At 72.0% G+C, this 14,354-nt stretch carries 10 protein-coding genes; 6 read left to right on the top strand and 4 right to left on the bottom strand.

What is annotated here, in order from left to right; all coding sequences use genetic code 11:
• Window positions 1–15 precede the first annotated feature (15 nt).
• Together AB0H56_RS13710 and AB0H56_RS13705 are read left to right on the top strand one after the other, a co-directional pair.
• The gene (locus tag AB0H56_RS13710) at window positions 16–1,533 is read left to right on the top strand and encodes a methyltransferase (protein ID WP_357161818.1); all 1,518 of its coding nucleotides are present in this window, start codon (window positions 16–18) and stop codon (window positions 1,531–1,533) included.
• Window positions 1,534–1,702: 169 nt separating this feature from the next.
• Entirely contained in the window at window positions 1,703–2,671 is a 969-nt protein-coding gene (locus AB0H56_RS13705) for a sigma-70 family RNA polymerase sigma factor (protein ID WP_110035709.1), read from the top strand.
• Between the two features lie 115 nt (window positions 2,672–2,786).
• On the opposite strand, the gene AB0H56_RS13700 is transcribed toward AB0H56_RS13705, so the two are convergent.
• Both AB0H56_RS13700 and AB0H56_RS13695 read right to left on the bottom strand, forming a co-directional pair.
• Window positions 2,787–5,534 carry a GNAT family N-acetyltransferase gene (locus AB0H56_RS13700; RefSeq protein WP_357161815.1) on the bottom strand — a complete coding sequence of 916 codons (2,748 nt, stop codon included), beginning with the start codon at window positions 5,532–5,534 and terminating at the stop codon, window positions 2,787–2,789.
• Entirely contained in the window at window positions 5,527–6,768 is a 1,242-nt protein-coding gene (locus AB0H56_RS13695) for an acetoin utilization protein AcuC (RefSeq protein ID WP_357161812.1), read from the bottom strand. The genes AB0H56_RS13700 and AB0H56_RS13695 overlap by 8 nt, the downstream gene beginning before the upstream one ends.
• 128 nt (window positions 6,769–6,896) lie before the next feature.
• On the opposite strand from AB0H56_RS13695, the gene AB0H56_RS13690 reads away from it, so the two are divergent.
• Window positions 6,897–7,586 (top strand): metal-dependent transcriptional regulator, encoded by a 690-nt coding sequence (locus AB0H56_RS13690; RefSeq protein WP_110035711.1) that lies wholly within the window; start codon window positions 6,897–6,899, stop codon window positions 7,584–7,586.
• A 3-nt stretch (window positions 7,587–7,589) separates the two neighbouring features.
• A complete protein-coding gene (gene galE / locus AB0H56_RS13685; protein ID WP_357161809.1) occupies window positions 7,590–8,570 on the top strand; it encodes a UDP-glucose 4-epimerase GalE in 981 nt (326 codons plus the stop codon).
• Window positions 8,571–8,592: 22 nt separating this feature from the next.
• On the opposite strand, the gene AB0H56_RS13680 is transcribed toward galE, so the two are convergent.
• Both AB0H56_RS13680 and AB0H56_RS13675 read right to left on the bottom strand, forming a co-directional pair.
• A complete protein-coding gene (locus AB0H56_RS13680) occupies window positions 8,593–9,759 on the bottom strand; it encodes a DUF4192 domain-containing protein (protein WP_357161806.1) in 1,167 nt (388 codons plus the stop codon).
• A gap of 146 nt (window positions 9,760–9,905) precedes the next feature.
• Window positions 9,906–10,619 (bottom strand): sensor domain-containing protein, encoded by a 714-nt coding sequence (locus AB0H56_RS13675; RefSeq protein ID WP_357161803.1) that lies wholly within the window; start codon window positions 10,617–10,619, stop codon window positions 9,906–9,908.
• Window positions 10,620–10,815: 196 nt separating this feature from the next.
• Here AB0H56_RS13675 and AB0H56_RS13670 point away from each other — a divergent pair, with 196 nt between their 5' ends.
• Together AB0H56_RS13670 and AB0H56_RS13665 are read left to right on the top strand one after the other, a co-directional pair.
• Entirely contained in the window at window positions 10,816–11,760 is a 945-nt protein-coding gene (locus tag AB0H56_RS13670) for a PAC2 family protein (protein ID WP_357161800.1), read from the top strand.
• A gap of 26 nt (window positions 11,761–11,786) precedes the next feature.
• Window positions 11,787–14,285, top strand: a complete 2,499-nt coding sequence (locus AB0H56_RS13665) for a DUF3516 domain-containing protein (protein ID WP_357161797.1) — start codon at window positions 11,787–11,789, stop codon at window positions 14,283–14,285.
• Window positions 14,286–14,354 lie beyond the last annotated feature (69 nt).

Genomic DNA, 14,354 nt, shown 5'->3' with positions numbered 1-14,354 from the left:
TGGCAGAGTGATCGGGTGCCTACGAAGCCCACCACCACCGGTTCCCTGCTCACCGCACTGTGCCCGGACCTGCGCACCGCGCTGACCCGGGTCGGCTACGACGCCGACACCCTGCTGGACGCGCTCGGCGCCGACGCGCACGCCGCCCTGGGCCGCTCGGAGCCGGTACCGGCGCGCAGGGCGGCCCGCGCGGCAGGCGAGCTGGGCACCCTGGTCCGGTTGCTGCTGCTCGGCGACGCGCTGCCCGAACGCGCGGTGGCGGCGGCGCTGGCGCCGGTGCGGATCGACGACGCGGTCGCGGCCGGTCTGCTGGCGCGCGACGGCGACGAGATCAGGGCCGCACTGGATCTGCGTCCGCTCGACACCGGGACGGGCACCCGCTGGATCCTGTCCGACCTCGACGACTCGATGCGCAGGCGCACCCTCACCGAGGACCACGTGCTCGGCGTCGGCCACGCGTCGCTGTCGCTGCTGCGGGCCACCCCGACCGAACCCGTCGGCACGGTGCTCGACCTCGGCACCGGCTGCGGCGTGCAGGCCGTGCACGCGGCGGGCTACGCGGGGCGCGTCACCGCGACCGACGTCAACGCGCGGGCGCTGTGGCTGGCCGAGGCCACCGCCGCGCTCAACGAGCTCGACATCGAGCTGCTCGAAGGCTCCTGGTTCGAGCCGGTGGCGGGCCGCCGGTTCGATCAGATCGTGGCCAATCCGCCGTTCGTGGTCGGACCCGCCCGGATCGAGCACACCTATCGCGACTCCGGGCTCGCCCTCGACGGCGCCAGCGAGCTGGTCGTCGGGCAGGCGCCGGACCTGCTCGCACCCGGCGGCACCGCGGCCATGCTCGCGGCGTGGGTGCACCTCGACGGGCAGGACTGGCGACAGCGGGTGTCCTCGTGGCTGCCCGCCCACGGCGTCGACGCCTGGGTCGTGCAGCGCGATGTCGCCGATCCCGCCCTCTATGTCGGCACCTGGCTGCGCGACGCCGGCCTCGATCCCCGCGATCCGGCGGCTCAGGAACGCGCCGACCAGTGGCTGGCGGCCTTCGAGGCCGCCGACGTCGAGGGCATCGGCTTCGGGTTCGTCTACCTGCACGCCATCGACGGGCCCACGGAGCTGATGGCCGAGGACCTCACGCACGGCTTCGACGACCCGCTCGGCGGCGAGGTGGCACCCTATTTCGCCCGCTCGGCCTGGCTGCGCGCCGTCGCCGACGACGAGACCCTCGCCTGGAGTTCCCGGTTCGCGCCGAGCCCGGCCACCGCGCTGGAACGGATCTACCTGCCCGGCGAGAACGGCTGGGACGAGCGGGTGACGCGGCTGCATCGCGGCGACGGACCCCGCTGGCAGCACGAGGTCGACGACGCCACGGCAGCCCTGGTCGCGGGAATGCGACCGGATGGTCTGCCGTTGTACGAACTGCTCGAACTGCTGGCCCTCGCCGACGGTGCGGAGCAGGTCACCCCCGAATTCGCCGCCGAGGCGCTGGGCGTGGTGGCCGGGTTGGTCCGCCACGGACTGGTGCGACCCGTCTGAGCCACCACGTCGGTGGTGGCCGGTTCCGATACCGCGAGCTTCTCAGGAACTTCTCAGCCGTCGAGGTGGGAACCCGCAGCTCAGAGCGGTTTATCGCCGATCGGATCGGGAACTTTCTCTAAGTCGGGTCCGTTGATCGGAGTGAGACACCACCGACAGGAGGCAAGTCATGACAAGCCCCGCCACTACTCGTGTGCGCCCCAGCGAGTCCGATATCGACGCCCAGAGCCCGGCCGCCGACCTGGTACGCGTGTACCTGAACGGAATCGGCCGCACGGCACTGCTCACGGCGGCCGACGAGGTCGAACTGGCCAAGCGTATCGAGGCGGGCCTGTATGCCCAGCACCTGCTCGAGACCGGCAAGCGGTTATCCGCGACCCGCAAGCGTGACCTGGCGATTCTGGTCCGCGAGGGGCAATCGGCCCGCTCGCATCTGCTCGAGGCCAACCTGCGCCTGGTCGTGTCGCTGGCGAAGCGCTACACCGGCCGCGGCATGCCGTTGCTCGATCTGATCCAGGAGGGCAACCTCGGACTCATCCGAGCGATGGAGAAGTTCGATTACGCCAAGGGCTTCAAGTTCTCCACCTATGCCACCTGGTGGATCCGCCAGGCCATCACCCGCGGTATGGCCGACCAGAGCCGCACCATCCGGCTGCCCGTGCACCTGGTCGAGCAGGTCAACAAGCTCGCCAGGATCAAGCGTGAACTGCACCAGCAGCTCGGCCGCGAGGCCACCGACGCCGAACTCGCCGCCGAGTCGGGCATCCCGGTCGAGAAGATCGCCGATCTGCTCGATCACAGCCGCGATCCGGTGAGCCTGGACATGCCCGTCGGCAACGACGAGGAAGCCCCGCTGGGCGACTTCATCGAGGACTCCGAGGCCACCTCCGCCGAGAGCGCCGTGATCGCCGGGCTGCTGCACCACGACGTGCGCAGCGTCCTGGCCACCCTCGACGAGCGCGAGCAGCAGGTCATCCGCCTGCGCTTCGGCCTCGACGACGGCCAGCCGCGCACCCTCGACCAGATCGGCAAGCTGTTCGGCCTGTCCCGCGAGCGGGTCCGCCAGATCGAGCGCGAGGTCATGTCCAAGCTGCGCAAGGGTGAGCGCGCCGATCGGCTGCGCGCCTACGCCAGCTGACCCCAGACCCGACGGCCCTTGTACGGGGGTCGTCTTCCGAAACGCCGACCGGTGTCCGCGACCCCTCCCCTCCGGGGTCGCGAGCCGGTCGGCGTTGTTCGTCCGTCCGGCCTGATCACGCCAGCCGGCGGGGACCGGTGTCGAACCGGCTCGGTTCCGGGCCGATCCGGGCACGGGCGTAGATGATCTCCGCCGAGGACGGCGCGGCGAGCACCGGATCACACGAGAGTTCGCGCATCTCCGGAAGATCGTCGAACAGCGCCGAAATGCGTTGCGCCAGTTCGGCCAGCGCCGCCTTGTCGACGGCCGGTCCCGCCGGTCCGCCCGAGAGCAGCGGTGCGGCGCGCGGCGCGTCGATCAGGGCGGTCGCCTCCGCCTCGGTCAGCGGCAGCGCCCGGTAGGCGCGGTCGCCCAGCAGGTCGATGATCAGGCCCGACAGGCCGAACTCGATCACCGATCCGAACGAGGGATCGTCGGTCACCCGCAGCACACAGCCCACGCCCTTGGTCGCCATCTTCTGCACATGCAACAACGGATCACCGCAGATCGCCACCAGATCGGTGTAGGCCTGGCGGACCGCGTCGGGCCCCCACAGGTCCAGCCGCACCCCGATCAGGTCGGGACGGCGCCGCCACAGCTCGCCGGTGGCCTTCGCCGCGACCGGATAGCCGAGTTCCGCCGCGGCCGCCACCGCCTGCTCCGCGTCGCGCACGGCACGGAACTCCACCACCTCGATGCCGTAGCACCCGAGCAGTCGCACCGCCTCCTCGTCGGTGAGCCACCGGCCACCGGACTCGGCCAGCCAGCCCTGCACCAGTGCCGCGGCGGCCGCGGTGTCGATGCCGGGCGGCCGGACCACCGGCGAGACCGGCCGGTCGCGCCAGCGCCCGTATCGCTCGACCCTCGCCAGCGCCCTGGCCGCGCGTTCGGGATCCGGATAGGACGGGATCGACCCCCGGGCAGGCGCGGCGCCGGTGGAGCGCACCGCCAGCAGCTTCGGAATGCCCGCTTCGGCGACGAAGGTGGTGAGCACGGGCTTGCCGCGATCGGGCGCGGCCGCCGCGGCCGCCCGCAGCGCGTCGGCGAAGCCGCCCATCGGGACCGGCACCGGTGGGGCGACGACGACGATCACCGCGTCCACCTCGTCGCTGCGCAACGCGGCCAGCACGGCCTCGCGGTAGTCGGCCGGGGTGGCCTCCGGTCCCAGGTCCACCGGGCCACCCACCGTGGCGCCGAGCGGGCCGCGCTCGGTCGGGCGCGCGCCGGGGCCGCGGTCGACGGCGGTCACGGGCCGGTGCACCAGCAGACCCTCGCTCTGCGCGGCATCGATGGCGAGCCAGTTCAGCGCGGCGCTGTTGCCGACCACCGCGACCCGGGGTCCGCGCGGCAGCGGCTGACAGGCCAGCAGCGCGGCGCAGTCGAACAGTTCGGAGATGGAGTCGACCTGGATCACCCCGGCCTGGGTGAACAGGTCGCGCACCACGGTGCGGTCCATGTCGGTCCCGGCCGCGAGCCTGCCGCTGCTCACCGCCACGATCGGCTTGCCGCGCGCCACCCGCCGGGCCAGCCGGGAGAACTTGCGCGGATTACCGAAGCTCTCCAGGTAGAGCAGGATCACTTCGGTGTCGGCGGCGGTGTCCCAGAACTGCAGCAGATCGTTGCCGGAGACGTCGGCGCGATTGCCCGCCGAGACGAAGGTCGACAGGCCGAGATTGCGGGCGGCGGCCTCGCCGAGGATCGCCGCGCCCAGCGGTCCGGACTGGCAGAAGAAGCCGATCCGGCCGCGCTCGGGGAGCACGGGCGCCAGCGTGGCGTTCAGGCCGACGGCCGGGTCGGTGTTGGCGATGCCGAGCGCACTCGGCCCGACCACGCGCATGCCGTGTCCGCGCGCGGCGACGACGAGGTCGTGCTCGGCGGCCAAGCCCGCCGGTCCGGTCTCGCCGAAGCCCGCGGTCAGCACCACCAGGCCCTTGACGCCCTTGGCCATACAGTCGTCGAGCACCGAGCCGATCGCCGCGGGCGGCACGGCCACGACCGCCAGGTCCACCTCGTCGGGGATCTCGCGCACGGTCGCGTAGGCGCGCACCCCGCGGACCGAGCGCCGATGCGGGTTGACCGGGAACACCGGTCCGCTGAAGCCGCCGGCGAGCAGGTTCGCCAGCACGGCCCCGCCCACCCTGGTCCGCTCCGGGGACGCGCCGATCACCGCCACCGAGCCGGGCGCCAGCAGATTGCCGACACTGCGCGCCTCCGAGGCCGCTTCCCGCGAATCCCGCACCGTGCGCAGCGCTTCGGTGGGGTCGATGGCGAATTCCAGGTGGACCTCGGCGCCGTCGCGGCTGCGCTGGAGCTGATAGCCCGCTTCCCGGAACACCGTCACCATCGCCTCGTTCTCGGCGAGCACCTCGGCGACGAACGCCACCACCTCGTTCTCGGCCGCGGCCCCGGCGAGGTGCTCGAGCAGTACCGAGCCCAGCCCCCGTCCCTGGTGCTCGTCGGCGACGACGAAGGCCACCTCGGCGGCGCGTGGGCCCGCCCGATCCAGCAGCTCGTACCGGGCCACCCCGATGATCGCGTCACCGAGCAGCGCGACCAGCCCGACCCGGTCGTGGTAGTCGACATGGGTCGTGCGGTACATGTCCTTGGCCGAGATGCGTGGGTACGGACCGAAATAGCGCAGATACCGCGTGCGATCGGAGAGCCCGGTGTGGAAGGTCGCCAGCGCGGCGTCGTCGGTGGGCATGATCGGGCGCACCCGCACCACGCCGCCGTCGGCGGCGAGCACATCGGCGTTCCAATGCTGCGGCGGCGCGGGCGGATTCGCCGGGGTGTCGGGGGTGTCGGGCAGCAGCGGCTCAGTCACGAGGATCCTCCGGGTCGAGGCCGAGCAGGCCGAAACTCGCCCGCCGGGTGGCCGTGATGGCGGTGTCGACCGCGCGCTGGGCGCGGATCTGGCCTGCGTCGCCGATCTCGGGTGTGCCGCCGGGACCGTCCCACGGCCGGTAGGCGGTGTCACCACCGTCGCTCATGCTGGCCGGCGGCTGCACGCGCGGGGCCGCGGCGCGCACCTGGTCGATCCAGTCGGCGGGTACCGGCGTCTCGGGCGGCAGTGGGCGGTCCAGTGCCGCCGCGAGCAGGTGGGTCCAGGCGCGGGGCACCACCCGCACCACGCCGTATCCGCCGCCGCCGACGGCCAGCCACCGGCCCTCGGCATGGCGGTCGGCGAGATCGCGCATGGCCAGGAACGCCGCGCGCTGGCCGTCGACCGTGAGTTCCAGATCGGCGAGGGGGTCTTCGCGATGGGTGTCCACCCCGCACTGGCTGACGATGATCTGCGGCCGGAACGCCGCCACCGCGCCGGGCACCACGGCGTGGAAAGCCCGCAGCCACTGCGCATCCCGGGTGCCGGGCAGCAGCGGCAGGTTGATAGAGGTGCCCTCGGCGGCGCCGTGCCCGGTCTCGGTCGGCCAGCCGGTGTTGGGCCACAGGGTCGCCGGATGCTGGTGCAGCGAGACGGTGAGCACGCGCGGATCGGCGTAGAAGGCGCGCTGCACGCCGTCGCCGTGGTGGACGTCGACGTCGAGATAGGCGATGCGGTCGAAGCCGTTGTCGAGCAGCCAGGAGATCGCGATCGCGGCGTCGTTGTACACGCAGAACCCCGCCGCCGAATCGGGCATGGCGTGGTGCATCCCGCCGCCGATGCTCACCGCCCGCCTGGTGCGTCCCGCGGCGATCTCGCGCGCGGCGGCCAGCGTTCCCCCCACGATGACCGAGGCCGCCTCGTGCATGTGCGGGAAGACCGGGTTGTCGGCCGTCCCCAGGCCGTACCCGGCGTCCTCCGGCGTCGGCGGGCCCTCGCCCGCGCGTCGCACCGCCTCGATGTAGGCCCCGCTGTGCACGCGCAGCAGGTCGGTCTCGGTGGCCGCGTCGGGTGAGAGCCGCTCGACACCGTCGAGCACGCCCAGACTTTCGGCCAGCGACATGGTGAACTTCAAGCGCGCCGGTTTCATCGGATGCTCCGGCGTCCAGGTGTAACCGAGGAATCGCTCGGTCCACACGACGGTGCCCGGCTCAGTGCTGCGCGGCGGCGTGACCATGGTCGCCACGCTAGCCGGAAGCAGCGGGCCCCGTGTGGCGTTGACATGCAGTAGAAATAGGGCCGCTGGTCCGACGGGCGGACCGGCGTTCGCGCGTGGGTAGAATCGTGCCGACGAAGGGGTAACAGGTGAAGGATCTGGTCGACACCACGGAGATGTATCTCCGTACCATCTACGACCTCGAGGAAGAGGGCGTGGTGCCGCTGCGGGCGCGCATCGCCGAGCGGCTCGAGCAGAGTGGTCCGACCGTGAGCCAGACGGTCGCCCGGATGGAACGCGACGGCTTGCTCCTCGTCGCCGGCGACCGCCACCTCGAGCTGACCGACAAGGGCCGCGCGATGGCGGTCGCGGTCATGCGCAAGCACCGGCTCGCCGAGCGCTTGCTCGTCGACATCATCGGCCTCGACTGGCAGAACGTGCACGCCGAGGCGTGTCGCTGGGAGCACGTGATGAGCGAGGAGGTGGAGCGGCGCCTGATCGAGGTGCTCAACCACCCGACCACCTCGCCCTACGGCAACCCCATCCCCGGCCTGGACGAACTCGGTCTCGGCGAGGTCCCCGCCGCCGAGGAGAAGCTCGTCCGGCTCTCCGATCTGCCCAACGGCACACTGCACGCCGTGGTGGTGCGCCGGCTCGCCGAGCACATCCAGACCGATCCGGAGGTCATCGGACGGCTGCGTGAGGCCGGTGTGGTGCCCGACGCGCGCGTCAGCGTGGAGACCAAGCCGGGTGCGGTGCTCATCACGGTGCCGGGGCACGCCGGCGGTTTCGAACTGTCCGAGGAGATGGCGCACGCCGTCCAGGTGAGGCTGGTCTGAGTCGTGAAACTTCTGGTCACCGGCGGCGCCGGATACGTGGGTGGCGTGTGCGCCGCCGTCCTGCTCGAACAGGGTCACGAGGTGGTCGTCGTCGACGACCTCTCCACCGGTAACGCCGACGGCGTCCCGGCGGGCGCGCGCTTCGTCGACGGCGACATCGCCGAGGCGGCCCCGGCCCTGCTGCGGGCCGAATCCTTCGACGGCGTCCTGCATTTCGCGGCGCAATCGCTGGTGGGCGAGTCGGTGGAGAAGCCGGAGAAGTACTGGCACGGCAATGTGGTGAAGACCCTCACCCTGCTCGAGGCGATCCGCGAGACCGGGACACCGCGACTGGTCTTCTCCTCCACCGCGGCCGTCTACGGCGAGCCCGAGCAGGTGCCGATCACCGAGGACTCCCCCACCCGCCCCACCAACCCCTACGGCGCGAGCAAGCTGGCGATCGACCATGCGATCACCTCCTACGCGGTCGCGCACGGCCTGGCCGCGACGAGCCTGCGCTATTTCAACGTGGCGGGCGCCTACGCCGGTCTCGGCGAGAACCGCGTGGTGGAAACGCATCTGATCCCCCTCGTGTTGCAGGTGGCGCTGGGCCACCGCAAGGCCATCTCCGTGTACGGCACCGACTGGCCGACGCCGGACGGTACGTGCGTGCGTGACTACATCCACATCCGCGATCTGGCGCAGGCACACCTGCTGGCGCTGTCGTCGGCGCAGCCAGGCACCCACCGGATCCTCAATCTGGGTTCGGGCACGGGTTTCTCGGTGCGCGAGGTCATCTCGGCCTGCGAGCGCGTCACCGGGCTGCCGATCGAGGCGATCGACGCGCCGCGCCGCGCGGGCGATCCGGCCGTGCTCATCGCCTCGAGCGAGCGCGCGATCGGCGAACTGGGCTGGCGCCCCGAGCACAACGACCTGGACGAGATCGTCACCGACGCCTGGGAATTCCTGCGTTCCCTGGGCGACAAGGCGCACAGCGCCCGCTGACCCGCGGCCCGGATCGACTGTCTCACAGGTCGATCGGGCCCAGGTCGACGCCGAGATCGGCCGCCACCTGGCGGCCGCACAGCGCCAGGGTGTGCAACCGTTCCGGGCGCAGCCCGCTCTGCAGCGAGGTCTCCAGCAGCATCGCCATCGCGTGCTCGGCGTCGGCTTCGATGCCGGCGGCGAGGGCGATCCCGGCGAACGGGCCGTCCCCGCGGACGTAGGCGCTGAATCCCAGCAGGGCCGCGGCCTCGGCGCGGTCGCCGCCCTGCGTCGCGCGGGCGAGCTGGGCCCACAGCTGTTCGGCGGCCTCGGCGTGATCGCCCAGCGCCAGGCCGTACATGGCGTCGCGGATCGGGCGGTCGCGCAGGGTCGCGGCCAGCCGCGCCAGTTCGCGAGCGGCGCGCGGCACGCCGGATTCGGTGTCGGCGATCTGCCACAGCACCCACTCCAGGGCGCGCCGCCGGAACACCGGGCCGCGTCCGGCCCGTTCGGCGGCCGCCAGTCCCCGGCGATACCGGGTCACCGCCGGGCGCAGCGAGGTGCGGACCTGTGCGGACAGCGCGGGGTCGGGCACGACGAGCGCCGTCAGCTCACCGCGGGACCGCCGGATCTGCCTGCCGTCGAGCACATGGGACAGCGCGACCGGCGACGCCGCCGGATCACCCACCACTCCGCCCGCCGTCCGGTCGAAGAGGCTGTGGAACCGCGCGCCCGCCACGATCCCGGGCACCGTCCACGCGCCGCGCACCGCGATCCCCGCGCCACCGAACGCCTCGAGCAGGGACGCGGCGCGCAGGGCCTGGACCGCCCTGGCCTCGACGCGCTCGTCGATGAACATCGCGAGCACGGTGTTCGCCCGCTCGCGCACACAGATCGACCCGACGCACGCCGTGAACTGCTCGACGCGCCGCGGATCGCCGACCCCGTCCAAATCGAACCGCACGATCGCCTCGATCGCTGCCGCGCCGGTGCGGCCCGGTTCGTGCAGCACCGCGACCACCAGGGAGCGTTCGGGGACGAACCCGAGCATCGCGGGCAGGGCGGCGATGAGCTCGCCGGGATCGTCCACCCGCAGCGGTCGCCGCGGCCGCTCGGCCGGGTAGGCGGGGGTGGCTTCGGCGCAGGCGAGCGCGCGGGGGAACAGACCGGTGCGGTGGGTGCGGCGGGGCGAGTTCGTCGAAGGCGTCATGGCTCCACGGTGCCCGGCGGCTGTGCCCGCGCCGCAGCGGCGACCTGGGCTTTTCACCGCCCTGTTGACACCGCGCGACCTGTGGAGCGATGCCGGTCGCGGCGCGGCGGCCGCGGCGAAGATGTCACCGCCGCGTGGTAAGCGCCTCAGCCGCCGCGAACCCCGCGCACCGCCGTCGCGAACAGCTCGTCGACCGCGGCCCGGTCGGGCTCACCGGCGCCGAAGGTCATCGACGTCACCGTGATCCGCACGTCTCCGATCTGGCCGATCGAGGTCTGCATCGTCTGGGTCAGCCCGGCGCCGCCGATGTCGGGAGTCACGGTGCGCCGCAACGAGATCGCGTCGTCGGCACCGACCGGGACCGCGGTGTCGACGGCGGTCGTGACCGTGGCGGCGGCGCCCGCGCGATCGACCCTGATCCGCTCACAGCCGGCGAGCCGGTCGCGCAGCCGGGCGAGCTGCTCGCTGGTCCTGGCCAGTTCGACGGTCAGGGTGGCCCGGTGCGCGTCGTCGTTGCCGACGGCGACCGAAGCCGGTTCGCCGTCGGCGTCGGCGTCGGGCGGCGTGCAGTTCGCCGGCTCGACGGTGGCGCCCGCCCCGACCCCGTCCAGATCCCCCGCCGCCGCGGCCGCCGCCTGCGGGGGCAGCACGACCGCCGGATACCGGGCGGGGAAGCGCTGCGGAGTGGGCAGCAGATCGGCCAGCGCGCCGTCGACGTGCCGCACGACCGTCGCGCTCTGGGCCACCGGCGTCCCGCTGATCCGCTCCCCACAGCCGGTCAGCGCCAGGACCGACAGCGCCATCACGCCGACGAGCGCCCGGGCAGTGGCCCCGGGCGGTGCCGATTCCGCCACGTTCACCCCACCCACTGTGCCGCACCGGAGCGGGGGCGGGCGGGACCGCCACGCCGCGCGGGAATGCCGGGGCGGGCGGAGCTGTTGTGTAGCAGGACGAGCCGTCCTCCGGCCGTGTGCGTGGCGTCTGCTCGCGTGGGGGACAATGGAGGCCGCTTCCCCCGCCGCGAGCGTTGGTGGACCGCGCAGGAAGGAGTACGCGATGGACGATCAGTCGCACATGTACGAGCTGGAGTTCCCGGCACCGCAGCTGTCGGCGGACGACGGCGCAGGCCCCGTGCTGGTGCACGGGCTGGAGGGCTTCACCGACGCCGGGCACGCCGTGCGCCTGGCCACCACGCATCTGCGCGAGAGCCTGGAATCCGAACTCGTCGCCTCCTTCGACGTCGACGAGCTGCTCGACTACCGCTCGCGCCGCCCGCTGATGACGTTCAAGACCGATCACTTCTCCGATTACGCCGAGCCGGAGCTGAACCTGTGGGCGCTGCGCGACACCGCGGGCACGCCGTTCCTGCTGCTGGCGGGCCTGGAACCGGATCTGCGCTGGGAGAAGTTCACCACCGCGGTGCGGTTGCTGGCCGAGCAGCTCGGTGTGCGCCGCACGATCGGGCTTTCGGCGATCCCGATGGCGATCCCGCACACCCGTCCGCTCGGCGTCACCGCGCATTCCTCGGATCGGACGCTGATCGGCGAGCACCAGCGCTGGCCGGGCGAACTGCAGGTGCCGGGCAGCGCGTCCTCGCTGCTCGAGTTCCGGATGGCACAGCACGGTCACGAGTCGCTCGGGTTCTCCGTGCACGTGCCGCACTACCTGGCCCAGACCGATTACCCCGAGGCGGCCCAGACGCTGCTGGAGAACGTCGCCGACAACGCGGGCCTCGAGCTGCCGCTCGCGGCGCTGGGTGAGGCGGCGGCGCGGGTGCGCGAGCAGGTGGCCGAGCACATCGCGGGCAACGAGGAGGTCGAGACGGTCGTCACGGCGCTGGAACGCCAGTACGACAGCTTCGTCACCGCCCAGGAGCGCCAGTCCAGCCTGCTCGCCGGCGACGGTGAGCTGCCCAGCGGGGAGGAGCTCGGCGCCGAATTCGAGCGTTTCCTGGCCGAACAGGGCGGTTACGGCGACACCTCCGCCGACGGCGAGGACTGAACCACCGACCCACTAGGGTGGTCGGAGTGGATCTGACCGACCTGCTCGAGATACCAGGGACCGACGCCGACGCGCTCTACGAGTCGTTCGCGGCGTGGGCCGCCGAGCAGGGCACTCCCCTGTATCCGGCGCAGGACGAGGCGCTGATGGAGCTGGCCTCGGGGTCCAACGTCATCCTGGCGACGCCGACCGGGTCGGGCAAGTCGCTCGTCGCGGTCGGCGCGCATCTGTTCGCGATGACCAACGGTCAGCGCAGCTACTACACCGCGCCGATCAAGGCGCTGGTGAGCGAGAAGTTCTTCGCGCTGTGCGAGGTGTTCGGCGCCGAGAACGTCGGCATGGTCACCGGTGACGCGGCGGTCAACGCCGACGCCCCGATCATCTGCGCCACCGCCGAGATCCTGGCGAACATGGCGCTGCGCGAGGGCGCCGACGCCGAGGTCGGTCAGGTGGTGATGGACGAGTTCCACTTCTACGCCGATCCCGATCGCGGCTGGGCCTGGCAGGTGCCGATCGTCGAGCTGCCGCGCGCGCAGTTCCTGCTGATGTCGGCGACGCTGGGCGAGGTCGACTTCTTCGCCACCGACCTCGAACGCCGCACCGGCCGGCCCACCGCCGTCGTCGCGGGCAGTGAGCGCCCGGTCCCGCTGACCTTCTCCTACGTGCGCACCCCGATCACCGAGACCATCGAGGAACTGGTGACCACCCACCAGGCGCCGGTCTATGTCGTGCATTTCACCCAGGCCGCCGCGCTCGAACGCGCGCAGGCGCTGACGAGCGTGAACTTCGCCAGCCGCGCCGAGAAGGACGCGATCGCCGCCGCGATCGGCGAGTTCCGGTTCGCCTCCGGCTTCGGCAAGACGCTGTCGCGGCTGATCCGGCACGGTATCGGCGTGCACCACGCGGGCATGCTGCCCAAGTACCGCAGGCTGGTGGAGAAGCTGGCCCAGGACGGGCTGCTGAAGGTGGTGTGCGGCACCGACACCCTCGGCGTCGGCATCAACGTGCCGATCCGGACGGTGCTGCTGACCGGGCTCACCAAGTACGACGGGGTGCGCACCCGCAGGCTCAAGGCGCGTGAGTTCCATCAGATCGCGGGCCGGGCGGGCCGCGCGGGCTTCGACACCATGGGCACCGTCGTGGTGCAGGCGCCCGAGCACGAGGTGGAGAACGCGCGCCTGATCGCGAAGGCGGGCGACGATCCTAAGAAACAGCGAAAGGTGCAGCGCCGCAAGCCGCCCGAGGGCTTCGTGTCCTGGAGCGAGGAGACCTTCGACCGGCTCGTGGCGGCCCAGCCGGAGCCGATGGTCTCGCGGTTCTCGGTGACCAACGCGATGCTGCTCAACGTGATCGCCCGCCCCGGCAACTGTTTCCACGCGATGCGGCACCTGCTCGAGGACAATCACGAGCCGCGCGCCGCCCAGCGCAAGCACATCCTGCGCGCGATCCGGCTCTACCGCGCGCTGCGCGATGCCGGTGTGGTGCAACAGCTCACCGAACCCGACGCCAAGGGCCGGATGGCCCGGCTGACCGTCGACCTGCAACGCGATTTCGCGCTCGACCAGCCGCTGTCACCGTTCGCGCTGGCCGCCTTCGAGCTGCTCGACCGCGAAAGCCCCACCTACACCCTCGATGTCGTGTCGCTGATCGAGGCGACCCTCGAGGACCCGCGCCAGCTGCTGATGGCCCAGCAGCACAAGGCACGTGGCGCCGCCGTCGCCGAGATGAAGGCCGACGGCATCGAATACGAGGAGCGGATGGAGCTCCTGGAAGAGGTCACCTGGCCCAAGCCGCTGGCCGAGCTGATCGAGCCCGCGTTCGAGACCTACCGGGCCGGGCATCCGTGGGTCTCGGAGTTCGCCCCGTCGCCGAAGTCGGTGGTGCGCGACATGATCGAGCGCGCCATGACCTTCGCCGAGCTGATCTCCTTCTACGAGCTGGCCCGCTCGGAGGGCGTGGTGCTGCGGTACCTGGCCGACGCCTACCGGGCGCTGCGCCGCACGGTGCCCGACGCGGCGCGCACCGAGGAACTCGACGACCTCACCGAGTGGCTGGGCGAGCTGATCCGCCAGGTGGACTCGAGCCTGCTCGACGAATGGGAACAGCTGACCAACCCCGGCGCGGAGAACGACGCCGAGCAGATCGCCTTCGGCGCGGAGTCGGTGCGGCCCATCTCGGCCAATGAGCGCGCCTTCAAGGTGATGGTGCGCAACGCGATGTTCCGCCGGGTCGAACTGGCGGCCAGGCAGCGCTGGGACGAACTCGACGACCTCGGCACCGGCCCCGACTGGGCCGAGGAGCTGGCGCCCTACTTCGCGGAGTACACCGCGATCGGCACCGGCCCCGACGCGCGCGGTCCGCAGCTGTTCCAGGTGGAGAAGCGGCCCGGGTTCTGGCACGTCCGGCAGGTGCTCGACGACCCGGCGGGCGACCACGGCTGGGCGCTGACGGCGATCGTGGATCTCGAGGAGTCCGATGCCGCGGGCGAGGTGGTGTTCGACGAGGTCACAGTCACGGCGGGGTGACTATGACGAATGTTTGACGGATTCGTTGTTGGGTAGGCGCCGCTGATACTCTCTCCCGGCCGCCGACCG

It is taken from the genome of Nocardia sp. NPDC050717 (assembly GCF_040654275.1).
Lineage (GTDB): Bacteria > Actinomycetota > Actinomycetes > Mycobacteriales > Mycobacteriaceae > Nocardia.
The sequence above is the reverse complement of the archived record's forward strand: the minus strand, read 5'-3'. Positions and strand labels throughout refer to the sequence as shown.